The organism is Methylobacterium cerastii, from assembly GCF_022179125.1.
Lineage (GTDB): Bacteria > Pseudomonadota > Alphaproteobacteria > Rhizobiales > Beijerinckiaceae > Methylobacterium > Methylobacterium cerastii.
In genome coordinates, this window is the sequence record NZ_BPQG01000069.1 from 17,925 (window position 1) to 41,832 (window position 23,908).

Annotated in this window: 21 protein-coding genes and 1 pseudogene; 5 read left to right on the forward strand and 17 right to left on the reverse strand. The window is 70.9% G+C overall.

What is annotated here, in order from left to right:
* Positions 1 to 67: 67 nt before the first annotated feature.
* The 6 genes from MFF13_RS20420 to MFF13_RS20445 are packed head-to-tail and all read right to left on the reverse strand — an operon-like array spanning position 68 to position 6,977.
* Positions 68 to 1,663 (reverse strand): gamma-glutamyltransferase family protein, encoded by a 1,596-nt coding sequence (locus tag MFF13_RS20420; RefSeq protein WP_238272835.1) that lies wholly within the window; start codon positions 1,661 to 1,663, stop codon positions 68 to 70.
* Positions 1,660 to 2,586 carry an ABC transporter ATP-binding protein gene (locus MFF13_RS20425; protein ID WP_238272836.1) on the reverse strand — a complete coding sequence of 309 codons (927 nt, stop codon included), beginning with the start codon at positions 2,584 to 2,586 and terminating at the stop codon, positions 1,660 to 1,662. The genes MFF13_RS20420 and MFF13_RS20425 overlap by 4 nt, the downstream gene beginning before the upstream one ends.
* Positions 2,586 to 3,623 (reverse strand): ABC transporter ATP-binding protein, encoded by a 1,038-nt coding sequence (locus tag MFF13_RS20430; protein WP_238272837.1) that lies wholly within the window; start codon positions 3,621 to 3,623, stop codon positions 2,586 to 2,588. The genes MFF13_RS20425 and MFF13_RS20430 overlap by 1 nt, the downstream gene beginning before the upstream one ends.
* Positions 3,623 to 4,546, reverse strand: a complete 924-nt coding sequence (locus MFF13_RS20435; protein WP_238272838.1) for an ABC transporter permease — start codon at positions 4,544 to 4,546, stop codon at positions 3,623 to 3,625. The genes MFF13_RS20430 and MFF13_RS20435 overlap by 1 nt, the downstream gene beginning before the upstream one ends.
* A complete protein-coding gene (locus MFF13_RS20440) occupies positions 4,543 to 5,487 on the reverse strand; it encodes an ABC transporter permease (RefSeq protein ID WP_147828763.1) in 945 nt (314 codons plus the stop codon). Before MFF13_RS20440 ends, MFF13_RS20435 begins: the two co-directional genes overlap by 4 nt.
* Entirely contained in the window at positions 5,487 to 6,977 is a 1,491-nt protein-coding gene (locus MFF13_RS20445; protein ID WP_147828764.1) for an ABC transporter substrate-binding protein, read from the reverse strand. Before MFF13_RS20445 ends, MFF13_RS20440 begins: the two co-directional genes overlap by 1 nt.
* A gap of 361 nt (positions 6,978 to 7,338) precedes the next feature.
* Here MFF13_RS20445 and MFF13_RS20450 point away from each other — a divergent pair, with 361 nt between their 5' ends.
* Together MFF13_RS20450 and MFF13_RS20455 are read left to right on the forward strand one after the other, a co-directional pair.
* Positions 7,339 to 7,986, forward strand: a complete 648-nt coding sequence (locus MFF13_RS20450) for an SOS response-associated peptidase (protein WP_147828765.1) — start codon at positions 7,339 to 7,341, stop codon at positions 7,984 to 7,986.
* 364 nt (positions 7,987 to 8,350) lie between these two features.
* Positions 8,351 to 8,575, forward strand: coding sequence for a hypothetical protein (locus MFF13_RS20455; protein ID WP_238272839.1), 225 nt, complete (start codon positions 8,351 to 8,353; stop codon positions 8,573 to 8,575).
* Between the two features lie 324 nt (positions 8,576 to 8,899).
* Here the strand turns inward: MFF13_RS20455 and MFF13_RS20460 are convergent.
* Positions 8,900 to 9,447, reverse strand: a pseudogene (locus tag MFF13_RS20460) (DUF4113 domain-containing protein); the annotation flags it as partial.
* Positions 9,448 to 9,532: 85 nt separating this feature from the next.
* Between MFF13_RS20460 and MFF13_RS20465 the strand changes: the two are divergent.
* Together MFF13_RS20465 and MFF13_RS20470 are read left to right on the forward strand one after the other, a co-directional pair.
* A complete protein-coding gene (locus MFF13_RS20465; protein WP_238272840.1) occupies positions 9,533 to 11,146 on the forward strand; it encodes an acyltransferase family protein in 1,614 nt (537 codons plus the stop codon).
* A gap of 183 nt (positions 11,147 to 11,329) precedes the next feature.
* Positions 11,330 to 12,268: an acetamidase/formamidase family protein gene (locus MFF13_RS20470; protein ID WP_147828770.1), complete on the forward strand. Its 939-nt coding sequence runs from the start codon at positions 11,330 to 11,332 to the stop codon at positions 12,266 to 12,268.
* A 78-nt stretch (positions 12,269 to 12,346) separates the two neighbouring features.
* On the opposite strand, the gene MFF13_RS20475 is transcribed toward MFF13_RS20470, so the two are convergent.
* From MFF13_RS20475 to MFF13_RS20495, 5 genes are all read right to left on the reverse strand, one after another.
* Positions 12,347 to 14,377 carry a fused MFS/spermidine synthase gene (locus tag MFF13_RS20475; RefSeq protein WP_238272841.1) on the reverse strand — a complete coding sequence of 677 codons (2,031 nt, stop codon included), beginning with the start codon at positions 14,375 to 14,377 and terminating at the stop codon, positions 12,347 to 12,349.
* Positions 14,378 to 14,383: 6 nt separating this feature from the next.
* Complete coding sequence (locus MFF13_RS20480; RefSeq protein ID WP_238272842.1) at positions 14,384 to 14,644, reverse strand: hypothetical protein; 261 nt, start codon at positions 14,642 to 14,644, stop codon at positions 14,384 to 14,386.
* A 159-nt stretch (positions 14,645 to 14,803) separates the two neighbouring features.
* Positions 14,804 to 16,360 carry a glutamine-hydrolyzing GMP synthase gene (guaA, locus tag MFF13_RS20485; protein WP_147764316.1) on the reverse strand — a complete coding sequence of 519 codons (1,557 nt, stop codon included), beginning with the start codon at positions 16,358 to 16,360 and terminating at the stop codon, positions 14,804 to 14,806.
* A gap of 375 nt (positions 16,361 to 16,735) precedes the next feature.
* A complete protein-coding gene (locus tag MFF13_RS20490; protein ID WP_147752286.1) occupies positions 16,736 to 17,734 on the reverse strand; it encodes an alpha/beta hydrolase in 999 nt (332 codons plus the stop codon).
* Positions 17,735 to 17,827: 93 nt separating this feature from the next.
* Positions 17,828 to 19,129, reverse strand: coding sequence for an RsmB/NOP family class I SAM-dependent RNA methyltransferase (locus tag MFF13_RS20495; protein ID WP_147828794.1), 1,302 nt, complete (start codon positions 19,127 to 19,129; stop codon positions 17,828 to 17,830).
* A gap of 202 nt (positions 19,130 to 19,331) precedes the next feature.
* Here MFF13_RS20495 and MFF13_RS20500 point away from each other — a divergent pair, with 202 nt between their 5' ends.
* Positions 19,332 to 19,502 (forward strand): hypothetical protein, encoded by a 171-nt coding sequence (locus MFF13_RS20500; RefSeq protein ID WP_187273620.1) that lies wholly within the window; start codon positions 19,332 to 19,334, stop codon positions 19,500 to 19,502.
* Between the two features lie 35 nt (positions 19,503 to 19,537).
* On the opposite strand, the gene panE is transcribed toward MFF13_RS20500, so the two are convergent.
* The 5 genes from panE to MFF13_RS20525 form a co-directional block, all read right to left on the reverse strand.
* Positions 19,538 to 20,479: a 2-dehydropantoate 2-reductase gene (panE, locus tag MFF13_RS20505; RefSeq protein ID WP_147828772.1), complete on the reverse strand. Its 942-nt coding sequence runs from the start codon at positions 20,477 to 20,479 to the stop codon at positions 19,538 to 19,540.
* Between the two features lie 122 nt (positions 20,480 to 20,601).
* On the reverse strand, positions 20,602 to 21,021 hold the full coding sequence (locus MFF13_RS20510) for a type II toxin-antitoxin system VapC family toxin (protein ID WP_147828773.1): 420 nt from the start codon (positions 21,019 to 21,021) through the stop codon (positions 20,602 to 20,604).
* Entirely contained in the window at positions 21,018 to 21,263 is a 246-nt protein-coding gene (locus MFF13_RS20515) for a hypothetical protein (RefSeq protein WP_238272843.1), read from the reverse strand. The genes MFF13_RS20510 and MFF13_RS20515 overlap by 4 nt, the downstream gene beginning before the upstream one ends.
* A gap of 83 nt (positions 21,264 to 21,346) precedes the next feature.
* Positions 21,347 to 22,840, reverse strand: a complete 1,494-nt coding sequence (gene guaB / locus MFF13_RS20520) for an IMP dehydrogenase (RefSeq protein WP_147752281.1) — start codon at positions 22,838 to 22,840, stop codon at positions 21,347 to 21,349.
* 181 nt (positions 22,841 to 23,021) lie between these two features.
* Positions 23,022 to 23,903 carry a DUF3313 domain-containing protein gene (locus MFF13_RS20525; protein ID WP_147828775.1) on the reverse strand — a complete coding sequence of 294 codons (882 nt, stop codon included), beginning with the start codon at positions 23,901 to 23,903 and terminating at the stop codon, positions 23,022 to 23,024.
* Between the last annotated feature and the right edge of the window lie 5 nt (positions 23,904 to 23,908).

Sequence of the window (23,908 nt, forward strand, 5' to 3'; positions counted from 1 at the left end):
GCCCCCTTGCTGTCTCACGGTCCGACATCGGAGTCCCGACCCGGCGCAGACCAAGCGTCGAGCGGCCTCAGTAACCCAGCGCGCTGCCATCCTTGCGGGGGTCCGAGCCGGCCGCGAGCATGCCGGCTTCATGGTCGATCCAGATCACCTGACCGCCGCCGAGCGGCAGGGGCGCGGGGAGTGCGTCGTGGCCGCGGCCCTTCAGCTCGGCGGAGAGGCCGGAGAGGCCGCCTTCGAGTTCCAGGGTACCGCCGTAGGCGAAGCTGCGTGGTGCATCGAGCGCCTCTTGCGGGTCCAGGCCGCGGTCGATCAGCCCGGTCAGCAGCTCGACGTGGCCCATCGCCTGGTAGTGCCCGCCCATCACGCCGAAGGGCGCGACCGCGCGACCGTTCCGCATCAGCATGCCGGGGATGATGGTGTGCATCGGGCGCTTGGACGGGCCGATCGTGTTGGGGTGGCCGGCTTCCGTGCGGAACGAAAGGCCGCGGTTGTGCAGCAGCACGCCGCTCGACGGCCCGAGGATGCCGGAGCCGAAGCCCTGGAAGATCGAGTTGATCAGCGAGATCGCGTTGCCGTCCCGGTCGACCACGCAGAGGTAGACCGTGTCCTTGTGCGCGCGGGCCGCGACCTCGGCGCGGATCTCGGGATAAAGCGTGGGCGCCTGCGCCCGGCCCATGTCGATCGCCCCGTGGGCGGCGGCCTGCCAAGCGTCGGATAGCAGGTGCTCCACCGGGATCGCCTGGAGGGCCGGGTCGCCGAATAGCGCGTCGCGGTGGTGGTAGCCCTGCTTGCAGGCTTCGGCGAAGAGGTGGACCCGGTCGAGGTCCGAGAGCCCCGCCACGTCGAAGGGCTTCAGCACGTTGAGCATCATCAGCGCCGCGAGCCCCTGGCCGGCGGGCGGGCACTCGTAGACGTCGTAGCCGCGGTAGCGCGTGCTGATCGGGGTGACCACGTCCGGTGCGGCGCGCGCGAAATCCTCCAGGGTGTGGAGGCCGCCGAGTTGCCGCAGGCGGCCGACGAGGTCGTCGGCCACCGGCCCCTCGTAGAAACCGCGCGCGCCCTCGCGGGCGATCCGCCGGAGCGTCGCGGCGAGTTCTTCCAATCGCACCACCGTGCCGATCGCGGGCGCGCGGCCGTCGACGAGGTAGGTGGCGGCGGCGTGGGGATCGCCTGCGACGCGGGCGACGTTGCGCGCCCAGTCCCAGCCGACCCGCGGCTGGACGGGAAAGCCCTCCTCGGCCAGCCGGATTGCCGGCTGCAGCAGCTCGCCGAGCGAACGGGTGCCGTGGTCTGCGACGAGCTTCTGCCACGCCGCCACCGCGCCGGGCACGGTCACCGCGTGCGGGGAATCCGGCTCGATCGCGACGCCGTGTTCGCGGTACCACGCGGCGTCGGCCGCCGCCGGGCTGCGGCCGGAGCCGTCGATCGCCACCGGCACCGAGGCGCCCTTGGGCGCATACAGCGCGAAGCAGTCGCCGCCGATGCCGGTCATCAGCGGGTCGACGACGCATTGCACCGCCACCGCCGCGATCGCCGCGTCGACGGCGTTGCCGCCCGCGCGCAGGGTCTCGATCGCCACCAACGTCGAAGCCGGATGCGAGGTCGCGACCGCGGCCTGCGCCGCGTAGACGGGCGAGCGGCCCGGTCCCTCGAAATTCCTCATGGGCGATCCTCAGGTGGGGTGGCGACCCAATGGCCGGGCGCGACCTCGACGAGGTCGCCGCCTTCGGCGATGGCGGAAGCCGGTGCGGCGCTCTCGGCGGCCAGGCGCGCCCGCTCGACCGCCGGCACAGGCACCGGTACGGCGCCGAGCAGGCGGCGAGTGTAGGGATGGCGCGGGTCGTCGTAGAGCGCGTCGCTCTCGGCCAGCTCGACGATGCGGCCGCGCCAGAGCACGGCGACCCGGTGGCACAGGTAGCGCACCATGCGCAGGTCGTGGGAGATGAACAGGTAGGACAGGCCGAGCTCGGCCTGCAGGTCCTGCAACAGGTTGACCACCTGGGCCTGGATCGAGACGTCGAGCGCCGCGATCGGCTCGTCGGCGACGATGAAGCTCGGTTTGAGCGCGATGGCTCGGGCGATGCAGACGCGCTGGCGCTGGCCGCCGGAGAACTGGTGCGGGAACCGCCCGGCGAAACGCGGTTCCAGCCCCACCCGCTCGAACAGTCCGGCGACCGCCTCGCGGCGCTCGGCACGGCTCATGTCGGGCCGGTGCAGCTTGAACGCCTCGGAGACGTAGTCGCCGACGCTCATCCGCGGGTTCAGAGCCGCGTAGGGATCCTGGAACACGGTCTGGATCCGGGCGCGTTTCGCGCGCATCGCCTTGGCCGAAAGCATGGACAGGTTCGTGCCTTCGAAGGCGACGCTGCCTTCGGTCGGCGGGTTCAGCATGGTCACGGCGCGACCGATCGTGGACTTCCCCGAGCCGGATTCGCCGACGAGCCCAAGGGTCTCGCCGGGGCGGATGTCGAAGCTGACATTCTCCACCGCCCGGAACACGGACCCCTTGCCGCCCCACCACGACCGCAGCGGATAGTGCTTCGACAGGTTGCGCACCGAGATGATCGGTTCGTCCGAAGCCCGCATCACCGCGCACGCTCCGCTTCGTCGGAGAGGATTTCGGGAAGGTCGTACCAGGCGGCCACGAGATGACCCGGCGCGGCGCCCTTCGCCTGGACCAGCGGAGGCATCTCGGAGCGGCAGCGGGCGGTCGCGTAGGCGTTGCGCGGCGCGAACGGGTCGCCGGGCGGCGGGACGCGCATGTCCGGCGGAGCGCCCTCGATCTGGCGAAGGCGCCCGCGCCCGGCCCGCCCCCGTGTGAGGTCGGGCAGCGAGCGCAGCAGACCGAGGGTGTAGGCGCTGCGCGGGTCGGCGAAGATGTCGTCCACCGGGCCGCGCTCGAGGATGCGCCCGGCATACATCACCTGCACCGTGTCGCTGATGCCGGCGACGACGCCCAGATCGTGGGTGATCCAGATGATCGCCATGCCGATCTCGCGCTTCAGGTCCTGGACCAGCGCGACGATCTCGGCCTGCACCGTCACGTCGAGGGCCGTCGTCGCCTCGTCGGCGATGAGGATCTTCGGCCGGCATGCGATGCCGACGGCGATCATCACGCGCTGGCGCTGGCCGCCGGAGAACTCGTGCGGGTACTGGTCGAGGCGGCCGGCCGCATTCGGGATGCGGACGAGGTCGAGGAGCTCCCGTGCCCGCGCGCGGGCGGCGCGGCGGTCGAGGCCGAGATGGATGCGCAGCGGCTCGATGATCTGCGCCGCCACGGTCATGCCGGGGTTGAGCGAGCTCATCGGGTCCTGGAACACGAACCCGATCTCGCCGCCGCGCACCCGGCGCAGGGCCTTCTCGGGAAGGCTCAGGAGGTCGCGCCCCTGGAACAGCACCTGCCCGCCGGTGATCCGGCCGGGCGGGCGCGGGATCAGCCCGAGCATCGCCAGCACGTGCACGCTCTTGCCCGAGCCGGATTCGCCGACGATTCCCAGCGTCTCGCCCTCGCGAAGCGCGTAGGACACGCCGTTGACGGCGTGGACGGCACCGCCGTCGGTGTCGAAGGCGACCGCGAGGTCGCGGACCTCGAGGAGGGGGGCGCCGCCCATCTCCGCCGCCATCAGGTCCTGCCTCTCGGATCGAGGGCGTCGCGGAGCCCGTCGCCGAACAGGTTGAAGCCGAGCACGGCGAGGAAGATCGACAGCCCGGGCCAGATCGCCATCCACGGCGCCTGGTCGAGGAAGTTCTTGGCGACGTTGAGCATCGCGCCCCAGCTCGGCTCGGGCGGCTGCTGGCCGAGCCCCAGGAACGACAGGCTCGCCTCGGCGATGATCGCCGCCGCGATGGTGAGCGTCGCCTGGACCAGGATCGCCGGCACGATATTGGGCAGGATGTGCACCAGCGCGATCCGCCAGGGCGGGTTGCCGACCGAGCGCGCCGCCTCCACGAACTCCTCCGCCGCCAACGCCTGGACCTGCGCGCGGGTGAGCCGGACGAAGGTGGAGGTCGCCGACAGGCCGATCGCCACCATGGCGTTGGTCAGGCTCGGACCGAGGAAGGCTGCGAGCGCGATCGCCAGGATCAGGAACGGGATCGCCAGCAACGCATCGGTGAGCCGCATGATCGCCCCGTCGACCCAGCCGCCGGCATAGCCGGCGACGAGCCCTAGCGGCAGGCCGAGCGAGACGGCGAGCGCCACCGAGACGAGGCCGGCACCGAGCGAGGCCCGCGCCCCGTAGACGATGCGCGCGAGCACGTCGCGCCCGACCTCGTCGCCGCCGAACGGGTGGGCGAGCGACGGGGCGGCTCGCACCGCGCCCCAATCGGTCTCCGTCGGGTCGTAGGGCGCGATCCATGCAGCGAACACCGCCATCAGGACGAGCCCGACGACGATGACCAACCCGACGACGGCACTCCGCCGCGCCCGCAGCCGACGCCAGAAAGCGCGGAGCGTACCGGGCTCGCGGGGCAGAGGCACCCGTCGTCCCTCCACCACCGTGGGGGACGGCAGGAGCGCGGCGCCGTCGCGATCGATCCCGCTCATGCCCGCCTCAGCTTCGGGTTGACGGCCGCCGCCAGCACGTCCGCGGCGAGGTTGAGGCCGACATAGGTGGCGGCGGTGCAGATCACGACGCCCTGCACGGTGGCGAAGTCGCGATTGAACACGGCGTCGACCATCAGCTTCCCGAAGCCCGGCACCGAGAAGATCTGCTCGGTCAGAACCGCGCCGGACAGCAGCTGCCCGAACTCGAGGGCGCCGAGCGTGATAATCGGGATCGCGGCGTTGGGGAGCGCATGCCGCAGCACGAGCCGCAGGGGCGAGACGCCTTTGGCGCGCGCCGTGCGGACGTAGTCGGAGCCGAGCACGCCGAGCATCGCCGCCCGGGTGTGGCGCATCATCACCGCGCTGATCGCGTTGCCGAGCACGAAGGCCGGCATCGCCATCGCCTTGAGGTTCTCCCACAAGCTCTCGGAGGGCGGCACGTAGCCGGAGGCCGGCAGCCAGCCGAGCTGCACCGAGAACAGCAGGATCATCAGGATGCCGAGCCAGAAGTTCGGGATCGACAGACCCCAGAGCGCGACGCCGTTGGCCAGCGTGTCGGCCCAGGTGCCGCGCCGGACCGCCGAGAGGATGCCCATCGGCACGCCGATGGCGAGCGCCACCAGCATGGCGAGGCAGGCGAGCTCCAGCGTCACCGGCAGCTTCTCGGCGACGAGTTCCGAGACCGACTTCTGCAGGCGGATCGATTCGCCGAGATCGCCGCCGAGGACGCCCGCCGCCCAGTAGCCGTAGCGAACGGGGAGCGGCCGATCGAGGTGGTACTTGTCGCGGATGAACGCGATCACCTCCGGGTCGCGCTCCTCGCCGGACAAAGCGGTCGCGGTGTCGCCCGGCAGCAATTGCTGCAGGGCGAAGATGATCATCGAGGCCAGGATCAGAGTCGGGACCGCGAGCGCCAAGCGTCTTGCGAGGAACTGCAGCATCAGTTCAGCTTCAACCCCGTGAACCGGGCGAGCCCGTCCGGGTAGGCGACGAACCCGGTGAGCTTGTTCGCGTAGGCCCAGAGCAGCTTTCGGTGCAGCAGGTAGACGACCGGACGATCGGTCAGGACCCGGTCGGCCAGGCTCTTCCAGGCGGCCTGACGCTTGGCCGTGTCGACGGTGCCGCGCTCGGCCTGGAGCGCCGCGTCGGCGTCGGCGTTGCAATAGCGCGTGTAGTTCAGCGGCGTCTTGCACCCGAGGAAGCTGAAGGTGTTGCCGTCCGGGTCCGGTCGGCCGCTCCAGGAATAGAGGTAGGCCTCGAAGTTGCCCTTGTCGGCCATATCGAGCAGCGTGGTGAAGTCGGCCGCCTGGATCTTGATGTCGAAGCCGGCCTCCTTGGCCATGGCCTGGATCACCTGCCCGACCTGCGGCGCCTCGCTATTGGCGTAGACCGAGAGCGTGATCTGCGGCTTGGGCTGGCCGGCCTCGGCGAGCAGGGCCTTCGCCTTGGCGACGTCGCGCTTCGGCACCGGGTATTCCTTGACGTAGTTCGGATGCTTGGGCGAGACCCACTGGTTGCCGGCCAGGAACTCGCCGTTGAACACCACCTGGTTCAGCGCGTTGCGGTCGATCGACAGCTCGAGCGCCTGCCGCACGCGCGGGTCGCCGAGCGGCGAGCCGGCCTTCGCGGGGTTGAGCAGCAACGATTGGAAGCCGAGCTCGTAGACCGAGCCGAGCTTCAGCTTGGCATCGCGGGTCACCTGAGGGACGTCGGTCGGCGCCAGGCGCTCCAGCAGGTCGAGCTGGCCGGCGCGCAGGTTCGTCAGGCGTACCGTGGCATCGGGGATCGGGCGGAATTCGATCCGTTGGATGTGGATCTGGTCCTTGTTCCAGTAATCCGGGAAACGCTCGACCACGATCCGGTCCTGCGGCACCCGCTCGACGAACTTGAAGGGGCCGGCGCAGACCGGGGCGGTCGAGAACTTGTCGCCGAGCCGCTCGGCGGCCTTCGGCGAGACCATCATTCCGGCGCGGTCGGTGAACTGCGCCATGAGCGGGGCGAACGGCGCCTTGAGGACGATCTTGAAGGTCAGGTCGTCGACGACCTCGACAGCGTCGATCGGCGCGATCTCGCTGCGGCGCTGCGAGCCCGGCATCTTGAGATGGCGTTCGATCGAGAACTTGGCGGCCGCCGCATTCAAAGGCTCGCCGTCGTGGAATTTCACGCCCGGCCGCAGATGCATCGTGAGCGTCTTCTCGTCGGACGAAAGCTCCCACGCGGTCGCGAGCTGCGGCACCGGCTTCAGGTCCGTGCCGATGTCGACGAGCTTGTCGCAGAGCGCGGTGAAGACCATTCGGCTGGCGAAGGTGCGGGCCAGCGTCGGGTCGAGCGCATCCGGGTCCTCCATCATGCCATAACGCAGGGTCTGGGCGGAGAGCGGCGTGGACAGGAGAACACCCGCGATCAGGCAGGCAGCCGACAGACGCAACATCGAGACTTTCCGTCACGGGCGGCCCGGGGCCGGGGCGCGAATGATGTGCCGCCGCGAGATCGGGGGCAACTTGTGTTTTGAATGCAGTGCACCAACCATGCCATCTTGATGCCGGGGAACGGATTTCGCACCCCCTCCTGGGCATGGGCAATTCAGAGTGAGATCAGCGGGCATGCATCGTGAACCGGCGATGCGCGAGTGTCCGCTTCACGAGCGCGGGATAGGACTCTTTGACAGACATGCGCGCGTGGTGAGACGTACCGCGCTTCTCAGCTGCGGCATCCGTGCCGTGTGCTGTGTCAGTAGCGGGGGCGGACGGAGGGGCTTGCCCTCGCGGACCTGACCGTCGCACGGTGCAGGCATGTGCAACCTCTACAGCCTCAACAAAGGTCAGGACGCGATCCGGAAAGCCTTCGGCGTTCAGCGCGACGAGGCCGGCAACCTGCCGCCGCTGCCGGGCATCTTTCCGAACACGATGGCACCGGTCGTGCGGATGCGGGAAGGAGAACGCACGCTGGCGATGATGCGCTGGGGCATGCCGTCGCCGGAGTTCGCACTGAAGGGCAAGAAGGTCGATGCAGGCGTCACCAATGTCCGCAACACCCGGTCGCCGCACTGGCGGCGGTGGTTGAAACCTCATCATCGCTGCCTCGTGCCCCTGACCTCCTTCAGCGAGTTCAACGTGAAAGCCGGCGGTGACATCTGGTTCGCGCTTGGGGAAGACCGCCCGCTGGCGTGTTTCGCGGGCATCCTGCTCGACGGGTGGAAATCCGTCCGCAAGGTCAAGGACGGCGAAACCGTGGACGACCTGTATGCCTTCCTGACGACGGAGCCGAACGCCGAGGTCGGCGAGATCCATCCGAAGGCGATGCCGGCGATCCTCACAACTGCCGACGAACACGAGACGTGGTTGTCGGCGGAATGGCCGGAAGCCGCCAAACTGCAACGGCCTTTGCGCGACGGCGCTCTCAAGGTCGTTGCGCGAGGCGCGAAGCGGGACGGAGCTTGAAGGCGCGGTCCCTACTGGAACCGCATTATCACAGTACCATCGCGAGGATCGAAGACCTCGACCCGCGGCCCGCGCGCATTGACAGGTGCCACTACATCGGTGACGTGCGAAGGCGGCACGCCGAAGTCGGCGCCTGGCGCGACGGGAGGGGCAAGTCCCTCACGCAGTAGCCAACCTTGGACAACATCACCGCCGAACTGCAAACGATGCAGGTGGTGTTATTGCAAATCGTGGCACGTTGACCTGATCAGATGACTGCCGACAAGTCTCTTAGTCCACGACTGAGCCGGGGGGAACGGCAGACCTCAATCAAAGGTCTGACGATCGCGGGTATGATGCGGTGCCGCACGATCAAGAGACCACCATGCTCAAGACCATCGGCCTTGCTTCGATCTTCGTCGTCGGGTCAGCTCTCGGTCTAGCCGGAACCGCGTCTGCCGTGCGTCTGACGTCAGCGCTTACTGTGGGAGGATCTGCCGCTTCAAACGTTGAAGCTGTCCGCATGCATCACCGTATGCACCGTATGCACCGTATGAAGCACATGCGCCGCGGCAATCCCTCCGCCCGTGGGTGGAAGAAGAACTTCTGATTCCCTCGATCGTATCGCGCAGGTCGTTTTTGATCCAGCAGCAGCCCTTGCGTACCGGTTAGGTCCGCGAGGGCAAGCTCCTGCGCCCGTCGCCACCCTCGACGCCGATCGCGGCGCGGCAAGTCTGACCGAACTGGTTGGGCTCGCGCGATCCGACTGGCTTCTGGTAGCGGTACGCCTGCGTCAGCCGCGGGTACACGTCGGAAAGGCCGGCATGATCGCCGAACCGCTGTCGGGACCGCGCTAGGTTGTAGGTTCCGCGCCGCTTGCACGGCGGGCACTCTACGACGAGGCGGCGCCCGCGCAAGTCGCACAGGCGCTCCATCAGACCGCCACCGCGATCGGCAGCTCGCTGACCTGCGTCGTGCAGCGCGGCGTCCGCATCTCGAACTTCGTGCTCCACGTCCGCTTCTCCACGAGGCCGGCGCGGGCTGGAATGACGCTGCCGCGGCCGAAGCGGCCGAAGCGGCCGAAGCGGGCGTTGCAGGCGTCGACCGCTGCCATCAGCAGGCCGGAGCGCTCGCGGTCGAGCTGGCCGATCAGAGCGCGCGGGCTGGCGTCGAGCAGCATCAGGTCGGTGGTGACGATCCCGGGCTTGCCGAGCCGCCACGGTCGGGCGCCGGACTCCCGCCTGGCGCGATCCTCGATCGGAATCGAGAACGAGCGGGTCACCGCGCAGCCCTTACGCTGGGCCGGGAGCGCGCCGAGCGGCAGGCAGGACAGGCCACGCAGCTCGTGGATGTTGGGCTCGCCCACCACCGTCAGCGCCTCGCGCACTGGACGCGGGTCGAGGTCGGCGAAACCTGCCATGCTTTCGACACCCATGGCTCGAACTTGGCGAGCGACGCCTGGCCGATACCGTGGACCTCGCCGGCCGGTCGGCCATGTTTCTTGTTGTTTCCAAGGAGATCGGCGTTGATATGTGCTGGGCTCAGCACACCGTTCGAAGCCGCAGCGATGCTTGACCGCCCCCGCCGAGATTTTGCCGCCGCCATCGCGCCGGCACCGCCCGCCGTGCCGATGCAGGCGGGGCCCGCGGTCACCGGGATCGCGCGTCCGGGTGGGGAGATCGCGAACCTGCAAATTTTGCGGGCGTTCGCGGCTTGCCTCGTCCTCGTGCACCACGTCGCGGTGTACGGGCAGGCCCTGCGCGGGGCCGGGCGGCCGTTCGCGGCCCTGGACCACCTGATGGGCGTCTGGGGCGTGGCGATCTTCTTCGCCCTGTCCGGGTTCCTGATGGCCCGGCTCGTCACCCGCGACGCGCCGCTCGTGTTCCTGGCGCATCGGGTCGGGCGCATCTTCCCGACCTATCTCGCGGTCGTGTCCCTGTTCGCCGGCGTCTTCGCGGCTTTTGGCCTACCCTTCGGCGGCGTGTCGGTGCTGGCCCTGTCGCTTGCGCCGGGCGGCGTGCGCGGCTCGCCGCTCAACGTGGAGTGGACGCTCGCCCTGGAACTGTCCTTCTACGTCGGATTGTTCCTGCTCGCCGCGGCGGGGTGGGCGCGCCGCCTCGTTCCCGTCGCCGCCTGCTGGCTGGTCCTTCTGGCCGTCGCCTTCCCGCTGCTGCCCCCCGACAGCCGCAGCCTGATGCCGCCGCCGCTCTACCTCGTGCCGGTCACGGCGGCCTGCGCGCCCTTCGCGGGGGGCCTGCTGCTGCCGCGCCTGATCGCGGCGGGGTGGGTGCGTCCGGCGACCGCGCTGCTGGCCCTGCCCTTGGTGGTGCTTTGCGCCTTCGTCGACACCGCCGCCGCGCGCTGGATCGGCGGCGTCGCCGCAATCCTGATCGTGGGCGCCGCCGTCACCGCGCCCGCCCTCCCCCGGGATCGCCCGGCGGCGCGGGCGGTGATCGCGCTGGGGGATTGGAGCTACGTGCTTTACCTCGCGCATCCGCCGGTGCTGATGCTGGCGAGCTGGGCCTGCCCAACGGACTGGCCGGGCGCGGCTTACGCCGGCATCGCCGTCGCGGGCGCCCTGCTGGTCGCCGCCCTACTCGGCCCCCTCGACGTCGCGGTCTACCGGCGCCTCCGCCGGCGGATCGATGCCCTGACGCCGGCCGCGCTGAAGCGGGCGGTGGCCACCTTCCTCGTCGTCTTCCTCGGCTGCGCCCTCTGGGGCAGCGTGGAGACGGCGCGCGACGCCCTCGCCGAGAGCCGCGCGCGCACCGCGATCGGCGTTCTACCCGCCGGCGCCTGGACCGCGCCGAGGCAGGCCGAGCTGGCGATCACCGAGCGCGGTCTCGCCTTACCCTCCGCCCTGCGCGGGGCCGTCGAGTCGGTCGAGCGCCTGTCGCAGACGGAGTTCCTGATCACGGCTTACGCCTTCGATCCGGGCCGCCCGAGCCGCGGCCTGCAACTGGCCCTGTTCTGCGGAGGACGCCTCGTCGCCCTGGACAAGCCGCGGCGCCTCCGCCGGGACCTTGCCGCGCAGCCGGGCTTCGAGGGGATGGGCACGCGGCGCATCGGGTTCCGCACCCGCATTCCCGCCAAGGCCTGCGGCCCGGAGACGATCGTCGCCGCCCTCGTCGACGAGGGCGGCCTGATGGCGGTGCTGCCGGTCCCGCAACCCGCGCGATGACGCGAGAGTGAGCCGCCGCGGGCGGCAGCGGCGGATCCGCTCGCCCCGCCGCCCTCCCGCTTGCCAAGGCTTGGCAAGGGCGCTCGCTGGTTCGTTGATTGCATTGGCATCGCCCCGCACGGCGTCGGCAGGTGGAGCGCAGGATGCGCCGCCGGACCCGGCGAACCCAACCCAGGAGCGCGCATGCCGACGCATCACGAGATTCCGGCCGTCCCCGACACGATGGTGCTCGGATACTTCGACGCCGCGCTGCCGCCGGTGCTGGAGATCGAGTCGGGCGACACGGTCACGCTGCATTCCTTTCCCGCAGGTGCGCGGGCGACGCTGCATCCCGACCCCGCGCGGGTCTCGGCCGAGCACTTGGCGGTGCTCGATCAATGCGTCCCCGGCCCCGGCCCGCACTTCGTCACCGGCCCGGTCCACGTCCGCGGCGCCGAGCCCGGCGACGTGCTGCAGGTGGAGATCCTTGACCTGGCGTTCCGTCAGGATTGGGGCTCCGTCTCGATCCTGCCGCTGCTGGGGACGCTGCCCGACGAGTTCACCGAGTACGAGACCATCCACCCGGACATCGACGTGGCGCGCGGCGTCTGCGTGCTGCCGTGGGGCACCGAGCTGCCGCTCGATCCGTTCTTCGGCATCCTCGGCACGGCGCCGCCCGCCGCCTGGGGCCGCGTCGGCACGGCGGTGCCGCGCGGCTTCGGCGGCAACATGGACAACAAGGAGCTGAAGGTCGGCGCGACCCTCTACCTGCCGGTCTACAACGCCGGCGCCGGGTTCTACGCCGGGGACGGCCACGGCGTGCAGGGCGACGGCGAGGTCTGCATCACGGCGCTGGAGACCGGGCTCACCGGCACCTTCCGCCTTACCGTGCGCAAGGACCTCGGCTACGAATGGCCGTTCGCCGAGACGCCCACCGACCTGATGTCGATCGGCCTGCACGAAAGCCTCGACGAGGCGATGCGGCAGGCGGTGCGCGAGATGGTGCGCCACGTCTGCGCCCGCACCGGGCTCACCCGCAACCAAGCCTACATGCTGTGCTCGCTCACCGGAAACCTGCGCATCACGCAGACGGTCGACGGCAACAAGGGCGTGCACATGCTGATGCCCAAGACCGCGCTGTGAGTGCGGTCGGCTTCATGGTGGCGAAGACCGCGCTGTCAGCGAGGTCGAATTCGCGCGTGGGCCGAGAGCGGGGCGTGCTCAATGTCCGGCAGCGAGACCGCCCCCGAGGCGCAGGCGCATCAGGTCGAGGAAGGCTTCCAGCACGTTGGCGTAGTCGTCGGTCCACGGCCGGCGAGTCAGGTCGGGCGCGACCCGCGTCCAGCCGAGCCGCTCGGCCTCGCGCGTGATCGCCGGATCGCGGGTCGCGATCACCACCATCGCGCGCATGCGGTAGCGGCGCTCGATCGGCTCGTCGATCGCGTCGATGCGCTGAAGCAGCGTCAGGCCCTGCTCCGCCGCGGCTCGGGCCAGCGCCGGCCGCAGGTCGAAATGCTGGTTCGAGACGTGGAGCGCCAGCACGCCCTGCGCGTCGAGGCGGTCGCGGTAGAGGGCCAGCGCTTCGCCCGTCAGCAGGTGCATCGGGATCGCGTCGGAGGAGAACGCGTCGACGATGAGGACGCGCGTCGGCTCCGTTGCGCGGGCGAGCGTCAGGCGGGCGTCGCCCTGAACGATGCGGGCCGTGGGCGCGCAGGCTGAGAGGAAGCGGAACCGGGTCGGGTCACTGGCGATCCGGACGACCTCCGGGTCGATCTCGTAGAAGGTCCAGGCTTCGCCCGGGCGTGCCTGGCAGGCGAGGCTGCCCGCGCCGAGCCCGACCACCGACACGCGCGGCAGCGGCCCGTAGGCGTTGCGGGCGACTTCGAGCACGTCTGCGATCGCATGGCCGGTAGCGTAGTAGGTCGTCGGCTCCGGGCGCCCGAGGGCCGGGCGCCCGTCGTCCTCGCGGATGCGCATTGCCCCGTGCAGGGTCGTCCCGTGCGCGAGGAGGCGGAAGCGCCCCTGCGGGTCGGTCTCGATGCGGTGGACGCCGAAGAAGCTCCGCCGGTTCTCCACGTCCTGTGCCGACAGGAGCGGCATCGCCAGCACCAGCGCACAGAACAGGGCGGCACGGCCGAACGCCGCCCGCGGCGCGCGCCAGCTCAGCAGCAGGATCGTCATCATGATCGCGGCGGCCACGGAAGGCGCCGCCTCGGGCGCGAACCGCGCGAGGAGGGCGAGGCCGGCCGCGCCGGCCAGCGACACGGAAAGCCGCCGCAGGGCCGCCCCGGCGGCGAACCGCGGGGCGACCAGGGCGCCGGGCCGGCAGGCGAGCGCCGCCACCAGCAGGATCGGATATTCGGCCACCGTCGAGAACACTCTCGGCGCGATCAGCGCGGCGAACAGGCCTCCGAGCATGCCGCCGAGCGAGGTGCAGAGATAGAACTCGGTCAGCCGGCTCGGGGCCGGCCGCAGGCGGTAGACCGCCCGGTGGGCGACGAGGCCCGCGACGAAGCAGAGGCCGAGGCTGAGCGGCAGGTCGGCGGCGAAGGGCAGACGCCCGATCATGGCTGCGCCAAGGACGACGGCGGTCCCCGCCACCTGCACCGCCGCGAGGGGACGCTCGGGCCAGGTCGCGAGCGGGCGGAAGGTGATGACGAAGGTGAGGAGGTAGAGCGCCAGCGGCAGCACCCACATCAGCGGGATCGCGGCGACGTCGGTGGTGACGTGGGCGGTGACGGCGACGAGCAGGCCGGACGGCACGGCCGAAAGGCCGACCCAGGCGAGGCGGCGCGCCAGGCTCGGGGCGGTGCCAGCCACCTCGGGCGTCACTGCGACCGGGCCGCGACTGTGCGCGCCACCGAGGACGGTGAGCGCGCAGGCCGCGACCGCGCCGGCGGCTAGCGCGTAGCCGGCCGACCACAGCCGGGTCTGCTCGGCGAGCCCGAAGACCGGCTCGATCGCCAGCGGGTAGGCGATCAGCGCTGCGAACGAGCCGAGGTTGGAGGCGCGGTAGAGGAAGTACGGGTCCTGCGCCCGGGCGTTGCCCGAGCGGGCGTACCAGGCCTGCAGCAACGGCGCGCTCGCCGACAGGGCGAAGAACGGCGCGCCGACCGACGCGAGGAACAGGCCGACGAGCCAAAGCGCCTCGTCGCCGCCCTGCGCCGCGCCGGCCTCGGTCGCGACCGCGATCGGCAGGAACGTCGAGCCGGCGAGCAGCACGACGCCGTGCACGACGACCGAGGTGCGCAAGGACAGCTAGCGCGTCATCGCGTGGGCGTAGGCATAGCCGGCCAGCAGCAGACCCTGGAACACCACGGTCGCCACGGACCACACCGCCGGCGTGCCGCCGAGCACCGGCAGGACACGCTTGGTGAAGATCGGCTGCAGGGCGAACAGCAGGAAGGCGGCGAGCAGCAGGGTGCCGGCGAAGACCAGCGTCTGGGCGAGGTCGCGGCCGACCGGCGCGGCGGCCCGCGGCGCGTCGACGCCGATCGGATCGGCCCTGCCGGCTGTCATCGTTCGCGTTCCCTGGCCCGAGTTCGGTAAGGCGCAGAGCTTAGCGAAAGGTGCTTAACCGTCCCTCAAGCCACATGTTTCAGGCGGTCGGCATGGCGTCGGCACCGCCTGAGGGGCCTGCGTGTGCAGTAAATCCGGGCTGGTCGAACGCAGCCGGGATCACTCCCACTCGATCGTGCCGGGGGGCTTCGAGGTGATGTCGTAGGTGACGCGGTTGATGCCCTTCACCTCGTTGATGATCCGGGTCGCGACCCGGCCGAGGAAGGCCATGTCGAACGGGTAGAAGTCGGCGGTCATGCCGTCGACGGAGGTGACGGCGCGCAGCGCGCAGACGTGGTCGTAGGTGCGCCCGTCGCCCATCACGCCGACGGTCTTCACCGGCAGGATCACCGCGAAGGCCTGCCAGATCGTGTCGTAGAGGCCGGCCTTGCGGATCTCGTCGAGGTAGATCGCGTCGGCCTTGCGCAGGGCCTCCAGCTTTTCCGGGGTGATCGTGCCGGGGCAGCGGATCGCGAGGCCCGGTCCGGGGAACGGGTGGCGGCCGACGAAGGCGTCGGGCAGGCCGAGCTCGCGCCCGAGCACCCGCACCTCGTCCTTGAACAGCTCGCGCAGGGGCTCGACGAGCTTCATGTTCATGCGCGCGGGCAGGCCGCCGACGTTGTGGTGGCTCTTGATCGTCACGGACGGACCGCCCGAGAACGACACGCTCTCGATCACGTCCGGATAGAGCGTGCCCTGAGCCAGGAACGCCGCGCCGCCGATCTTCTTCGATTCCGCGTCGAACACGTCGATGAACAGCCGGCCGATGGTCTTGCGCTTCTCCTCGGGGTCGCTGACGCCGGTCAGCGCGTCGAGGAACAGGTCCTGCGCCTCCACGTGGACGAGGGGGATGTTGTAGTGGTCGCGGAACAGCCGCACGACCTCTTCGGCCTCGCCCATGCGCAGCAGGCCGTGATCGACGAAGACGCAGGTGAGCTGGTCGCCGATGGCCTCGTGCAGCAGTACCGCCGCCACCGAGGAATCGACGCCGCCCGAGAGGCCGCAGATCACCTTCTCGGAGCCCACCTGCTCGCGGATCTTGGCGATCGCCTCGGCGCGGTAGGCGCCCATGGTCCAGTCGCCCGAGCAGCCGGCGATGTCGCGCACGAAGTTGCGGATCAGCAGGGCGCCGTGCGGGGTGTGCGCCACCTCGGGGTGGAACTGGACCGCGTAGTAGTTGCGCGCCTCGTCGGCGACCGCGGCGAACGGCGCGTTCTTCGAGATCGCCACGGTGGTGAAGCCGTCGGGCAACTTGGTGACCCGGTCGCCGTGGCTCATCCAGACCGGGTAATGCTCGCCGACGTGCCAGACGCCCTTGAACAGCGGGCAATCGGACAGGATCTCGATCTCGGCCCGGCCGAACTCGGCGTGGTGGCCGCCCTCGACCTCGCCGCCGAGCTGGGCCGCCATGGTCTGCTGGCCGTAGCAGATCCCGAAGACCGGAACGCCCGAATCGAACACCACCTGGGGCGTGCGCGGCGAGGCGTCGCTCGTCACCGATTCGGGGCCGCCCGAGAGGATCACGCCCTTCGGCCGCGTCTCGGCGAAGGCCTCGGCCGCCTTCGTGAATGGCACGATCTCGCAATAGACCCCCTCCTCCCGGACGCGCCGGGCGATGAGCTGGGTCACCTGCGAGCCGAAGTCGACGATCAGGATCTTATCGTGGTCGGTGTTCATGCCCCTCGCGTTAGACGAGGCGATTGCGCCGTGCAACGCGGGCGCCGCATGCGGGCCGCGCCAGCCTGTTCACGGCGCGCATGGGCGCCGGACCCGATGCGGCACGGCGTATCCCGAACCATGGCGGCGCGCCCACATCCGGTTTCCGACCGACGACTTCGCCTGCGCGACGTTTTCCGGACGCCTGGAGCGCCAGCGGACGGTGATCCGGGATCCAGCATCATCAAGGGCCGCGTCAGCGGCTCGATCCGAACGGCGCAAGGTTTCGATGCTTCGCGACGTCTTCTGCTGAGTTCCGGATCGGGTTCCACTGACGCTTCACCCGTCCGGGAAAACGGGCACGGTGCTCACCGAGCCAATCGACCCGAAATCGTATCAGGCGGCGAGGAACCCGCGGACGTGGAGCCAGGCGAGGAACAGGCCGGGCCACGCCGCCACCGGCGTTCCGGGCGGCCCGAGGCCGAAACCGTGGCCGCCGCGCTCGAACAGGTGCATCTCGGCCGGGATCTTCGCCTTGCGCAGCGCGGCGAACATCAGGAGCACGTGGTCGCAGACCGCGATCGGGTCGTCCATCGCTTGCGCCATGAACATCGGCGGCGTGTCGGCGCGGACCTGCACATCGACCGAGTAGGTCCGCATCTCGACCTCGGTGACCTCGTCGCCGACGAGCACGCGCCGGGTCGAGGTGCCGTCGAAAGGCGCCTTCATCGTGATGACGGGATAGAGCAACCCGGCGAGCGCCGGCCGGTACGGCAGGGCGTCGTGCGCATCCACCGGCGGATAGAGGTTCTGGTTGCCGACCGCGGTCTCGCCCATCAGGTGGCCGCCGGCCGAGAAGCCCAGCACGCCGACGCGGGCCGGATCGATGCCGAGCTCCGTCGATTGCGCGCGGACCAGGCGCACGGCGCGCTGCGCGTCCTGCCGCGGGGCGTCGGGGCCGTTGTCCCAGCCCTCGCCGGGCAGCCGGTAGATCAGCAGGAAGACCGTCACGCCGACGGCCGTCAGCATCTGGCCCACCGGCACGCCTTCGTTGCCGATGTCGATGAACCGGTAGCCGCCGCCGGCCGCCACGATCATCGCCGACCCGTTCGGCTTGTCGGGGCGGATCACCAGAAGGCACGGGCGCTCGACCTTGGTGATGACGCCGCGCGCCGTCTCGTCGAAGCGGTAGCCGTTCGGATCGGGACCCTCGCCGCCGCCCGGCGGGTCGCCCGGCCAGAGGTCGATGACCTGAAGCTGCGCGCCCGGCGCCGTCCGCGGCAGGGCGGGGACCAGCTCGCCCGGCGGTTTGACCGCCCCCTGTGCCCGCGCCGCGCCCTGCCCGGCCATCGCGGCCGCGGTCGCCGCCAGGAGCGTTCTCCGATCCAGGCCCATCGGTCTCCTGCGGTGTCTTCGAGGCGGCGTCTTGAGAGGCAGCGTCTTCGGGATCGCTCGGACAACGCCGGCTGGACGGAGCGGTTGCGGCCCTCAGCCGGCCCGGGTCAGGGTGGCGACGTAGAACCCGTCCGTGCCGGTGCGCGCCGGGCTCATCTGCAGCCCGTGCGCAGTGAAGCGAAGCGCCTCGGCGAGGCCGGGAGCGTGCGCGTCCGCCACCTCGCGCGCAGGCACCACCGCGAACGCGCCGCCGCCGCGTGCGAGGAAGCCCGCCACGGCGTCGTCGTTCTCCGCCGGCAGCAGCGAGCAGGTGACGTAGGTGATGCGGCCGCCGGGGCGCACGAGGCTCCCGGCGCGGTCGAGCACCGTCGCCTGCTCGGCGACCCGGGCGGCGAGGCTGCCGGGCCGCAGGCGCCACTTCGCGTCGGGGTTTCGGCGCCACGTGCCGGTGCCGGTGCAGGGGGCGTCCACCAGCACGCGGTCGACGTGCCCGTCGAGGTCGCCGAGCACGTCCGTGCGCATCCGGCCGCCGCGGGGCGTGCGCACTTCGGCGTTCGCGCCGGACCGGCGCAGGCGCTCGTGGATCGGCGCGAGGCGGCGCGGGTCGTCGTCGGTGGCGACGAGGCGGCCGCCGTTGCCGGTGAGCGCGGCCAGCGCCAGGGTCTTGCCGCCGCCGCCTGCGCAGAGGTCCACCACCGTCTCGCCCTTGCGGGCGCCGGACATCATCGCGGCGAGCTGCGAGCCCTCGTCCTGGATCTCGTACCAGCCGTCCAAGAACTCCGGCTCGACATGCAGGGCCGGCCCGCGCCCGTCTGCGCCGATCGGCACGCGCAGGCCCATGGGCGCATGCGGCGTCGGCGCGGCGCCGTGGTGGGCGAGGCCCGGCATCGCCGCCTCGCGGTCGCCCTTCAGGGCGTTGACGCGGATGTCGAGGGGCGCGCGCCGGGCGAGCGCCTTCAGCTCGGGCAGGAGTTCGTCGCCGAGGATCGCCTCGAGCTGCGGCAGCACCCATTCCGGCACGTCGCCCGCGACGTGCGGCGGCGCGTCGGCGAGGTTGCCCTCCGACAGGCGCCGGCCCTCGTTCTCGGCGAGTTTTTCCGGCGCGAAGCCCTCGCCGTTGAACAGCGCCGCGATCGAGGGTGCGGCGAGGCCCTGCTGCAGGCGGAGCGATCCGAGCAGCACCGCGCGCGGGCTGTCGTCGCCCATGATCCAGGCGGCCGAGGACCGCCGCCGCAGGGCGTCGTAGACGAGGCTGGCGATGCCGCCGCGGTCGCCCGATCCGGCGAAGCGGTGGTTGAGGCCCCAATCCTTAAGGGCGTCGGCGGCCGGCCGTCGGCGGCCGGCGATGTCGGCGAGCACCTCGATGGCGGCGGCGCAGCGGGCGGCTGGAGTCAGGACGGTCTCCTCTTGCGGATCAGCAGGTGTCGCGAGCGCGATAGACCCGGCGCCCACCGCCTGTCGAAGGAAATCGGCGACGCCACGATACGGCCACGCTTAGCCCGCGCGGCGGACACGATACGGCCGAGCTTCCGGCGCGATCAGCGTCCAGACCCGCAGGCTGCGACGCGTCCCTGCGTCGCGAAGGCCGGATGAACCCATGTCGCCCGTGATCCACCTCACCCTCGCCGGCATCCTGATGCTGGCGGTCGCCGCCTGCTCCACCGCGCCGGCCGCACCCGACCTCACGCCGCCGCCGCGCCGCCCGCTCGATGCGAAGACGCAGCTCGAATACGGCAACCCGCCCCCGCCGCCCGGCCCGCGCTACTGATCGGTCCCGTCCCTCGGCTCATCGGGGCCGAGGTCTCAGGCGACCGTTTCGCGGGCGCGGCGATGTTCGTAGGTCTTCAAGCCGGTGAACACGCGCTCGAGGTGCGGAAGCTTGCGCTCCGTCGCGCGCCCGCGGGCGATCAGGTCGCCGACGACGTGGTCGGCCTCGATCCGGCCCCCGCCCTCGATGTCGCGGAGCATCGAGGCGGTCAGCGGCGATCCGTCCGCGGTCAGCATGACGCGGGCCTGGGTCGCCACCTTCTCGCGCGGCGCGAACCCGTTCGCGTCGGCGATGGCGAGGCATTCGTCGTGCAGGCCGGCGATGAAGTCCCGGCCGCCCTCGGCCGCGACGACGTCGCCGATCGCGCCCCGCATCAGCGTGGTCGCGCCGGCGAGCGTGGCGAGGAACACCCACTTCTCCCACATCTCCAGCACGATCCTGTCCGACAGGCGCGGCTGGAACGTCGCGCCCTGCATCATCGCCTCGATCGCGGCGCAGCGCTCGGAGCGGGTGCCGTCGCGCTCGCCGTAGGTCAGGGTGCAGAAGTCGCTCATGTGGCGGATCTCGCCGTCCGGCCCCAGCGTCGCCGCGATGGCGCAGGAACCGCCGAGAACGCGGTGTGCGCCGAAGCGCGCGTCGAGCGCGTCGAGATGGGCCAGCCCGTTGAGGACCGGCAAGATGGCGGTGCCCTCCCCCACCGCGGGGGCGATGTCGTCGAGGGCGCTGTCGAGGTCGTAGGCCTTGCACGAGAGCAGCACGAGATCGAAGCCGCCGGCCTCGGCCAGCGCGTCCGCCGTCACCGTCCGCGGCGCGCCGAGGTGCAGGTCGCCGAGCTTGCTCGTCACGACGAGCCCGTTCGCGGCGAGCTTCTTCGCCCGCGCCGGCCGGACCAGGAACGTCACGTCGCGCCCGGCCTCGGCGAGCCGCGCCCCGTAATAGCCACCGGTCGCCCCGGCCCCGACCACCAGCACCCGCATCACGTCTTCTCCCGAGCAGCGTTCACCTGACGATCCCATGCGTGCGCCGAACGCGCGGCGCAACGGCCGTCTCGGATCACACACCGTCGATCCGCGCGTTCAGCCCTCATGGACCCCGAGGTTCAGCCGACCAATCCGTGAGGCCGACGACCCGGGGCGGCCCACGGTGTGCCCGACATCGTGCGGACGAGATGCAGATCGGCCGTGACGACGCGCGTGTTCCAGCCGGCCGCCGCCGCGACGTAGAGTGCGTCGTAGAACGAGGTCCCTGCATCGACCGCCACCGCGATCGCTTCGGCATGGAGCACGCCGAGCGGGATTGCGGACGCCGTGCGGGACAGCCCTGCGAGCGCCGCGGCCGTCTCGTCCCGAGGCAGCGCCCCGGCACGCACATGGCGCGTGAGGACATGCCCGATCTCGGCGGCCGCATGGGTCGGTGTGACGAGCAAGTCCGGTCCGGACAGAAGGCGACGGGCGCCGTCCGACCCTTCCTCCCGGATGTACCATTTCACGATGACGCTCGCGTCAACGACGAGGATCACGTTCCGTCACGCAACCGCCGGATCATCAGCGTGCTGTCTTCGAGCCGATCGCCGTCGGCGGGGTCCCGGGAGGCGGCTCGGATGCGATCGGCGTGTGCGAGGCGCTCTGCCGGCGTCCACATCAGGCCGCGGAAGAGGGCGTCCTTGGCGATCTCCTCGGGCGCGCGCCCATCTTCGGCCGCTCGCTCGAGCAATAGCGCCATCAGCATCTGATCGACAATCGTCAGATTCAGGTCGCCCACGATCCCAACTTCGCGCCTCGCTGCCGGTGAGATCGCACAAGGGTCGGCGAGAAGAACAAGGGACGGCCGGTTTCAGCCAAGCCTTAGGTCCGCGAGGGGTAGTTCGGGCTCTCGCGCGTGATCGTCACGTCGTGGACGTGGCTTTCGCGCAGACCCGCATTGGTGATGCGGATGAACTGCGCCCGCTCCTGGAAGTCCGGCACGGTCGGGGCGCCGACATAGCCCATCGCGGCGCGCAGGCCGCCGGCGAGCTGGTGCAAGACCGCCGCCACCGGGCCCTTGTAAGGCACCTGCCCCTCGATACCCTCGGGCACGAGCTTGTGGGTGTCGTTGACCTCGGCCTGGAAATAGCGGTCGGCTGAGCCGCGGGCCATCGCGCCGACCGAGCCCATGCCGCGATAGCTCTTGTAGGAGCGACCCTGGTACAGGAACACCTCGCCGGGTGCCTCGTCCGTGCCGGCCAGCAGCGAGCCGAGCATCGCCACCGAGGCGCCGGCGGCGATCGCCTTGGCGAGGTCGCCGGAATACTTGATGCCGCCGTCGGCGATCACCGGGATGCCGGCGTCGTGGGCGGCCTCGACCGCCTCCATGATCGCGGTGAGCTGCGGGACGCCGACGCCGGCGACGATGCGGGTGGTGCAGATCGAGCCCGGCCCGATGCCGACCTTCACCGCGTCCGCGCCTGCGTCGATCAGCGCCTGCGTGCCCTCGCGGGTCGCGACGTTGCCGGCGATGACCTGCACGGCGTTCGAGAGCTGCTTCACCCGGCGCACGCTGTCGAGCACCTTGATCGAGTGGCCGTGCGCGGTGTCGACGACGATCACGTCGCAGCCGGCGTCGATCAGGCGCTCGGCCCGCTCGAAGCCCTGGTCGCCGGTGGTGGTGGCCGCCGCCACCCGGAGGCGGCCCTGCTCGTCCTTCACCGCCTTCGGGTAGGTGACCTGCTTCTCGATGTCCTTGACCGTGATCAGGCCGATGCAGCGGAAGTGGTCGTCGACGACGAGCAGCTTCTCGATCCGGAACTGGTGGAGGAGGTGCTTGGCCTCGTCCTGCGTCACGCCCTCGCGCACGGTGATCAGCCGGTCGCGGGTCATTAGCTCGGAGACGGGCTGGGCCGGGTGCGTCGCGAAGCGCACGTCGCGGTTGGTGAGGATGCCCACGAGCTTGCCGCGCGAGCCGTTGGGGCCGCGCTCGACCACCGGAATGCCGGAGATGCGGTTGACCTTCATCACCTCGAAGGCGTCGGCCAGGGTCTCGTCGGGATGGATGGTGATCGGGTTCAGCACCATGCCCGACTCGTACTTCTTGACCAGCCGCACCTGCTCGGCCTGCTCGGCCGGCTCGAGGTTACGGTGGATCACGCCGAGGCCGCCGTTCTGGGCCATGGCGATGGCCATCGGCGCCTCGGTGACGGTGTCCATGGCCGAGGCTACGATCGGCAGGTTGAGGCTGATGGTGCGCGTCAGCTGCGTCGCGACGTTGACCTCGGTCGGCATCACCGAGGAGGCGGCCGGGCGCAGGAGGACGTCGTCGAAGGTCAGGCCCTCGATGATCGAAGCGGAGCTGATACGGGCCATGAGCCAACGGTCCTGGAGGGCTGCCGGGGCGACCGAAGGTCGAACGCGGCATGGAGCGGGTTGGCACGGGCCAGTATCATGCGGTGCGGTGCCCGCAAAGGCGGCAACCCCGCGCGGTGCGGGATAAACGCCGCGTGGGCCGGTTGCGTCCGCCGCATGGCGTCCGGGACGCCCCCGCCCGTCAGCGGGTGCGCGGCCCCTTGTCGGAATAGTCCGGCGGCAGGCCGATGTAGTCGGTGAGGATGCCGTCGACGCCGGGCGCCCGGCCGAACGCCTCGCAATCCGGGTCCAGCGGAGCCTCGCCCAGGGTGGTCACGCGGACGCGGTTCCAGGTCGGCAGGGTGAGCGGCGCCTTGAACGGGTCCTCGCCGGTGGCGAGGTAGAAGCCGAAATCCTGGCCGAAGTCGCCGGCGAGGTCGTAGGCGTCGCTGATCCGCGAGTAGCGCGGCTGGCTCGTGAACGAGTTCGCCGCCCCGCCCCACACCATCGCCGCCCGCTGCTCGTGGCGGCGGTCGAGCGCCTCGGCCTCGACCGTGAGGCTCCCGAGGCCGATCGGCACGCGCGGGATCGGGATGCGCCCGAGCCCCTCGGCGAAGCCGATGCCGATTTGCCCCGCCACGGTGACGGCGGCGGAGGTGCCGATGGTGGCGCCCGCGCCGAGCAGGTCGGTCGGGTCGACGCGGGTCACCTGCGCGCGCACCGTCAAGTCGGCGTTGCGGCTCGACACCACGTCGTAGCGCAGCGACAGCTCGTAGCAGAGCGCGCGGTCGGCGTTGTTCGCCACGAGCCGGCGCTCGGCCTCGCCGATGCCGACGGCGCCCGCAACGTTGGCGGGAAACTGCGTCGGGATGATCCGGACGGTCTTGGTCCGGGCGAGCGCCCCGGCGTCGGCGTAGAGGCGCGCCGTGGTCGAGGCCTCGGTGCTGGCCCGGAGGCGGTCATATCGGGAGAGCGAGCCGACGTCGTTGAGGAGGACGGTGCCGCAGGCGCCGAGCGCACACATCACCGCAGACGCGGCGGCGAGCCTTGTCACCGATCGGGGCAGGGTCGATGGACGAAGCATCCTGG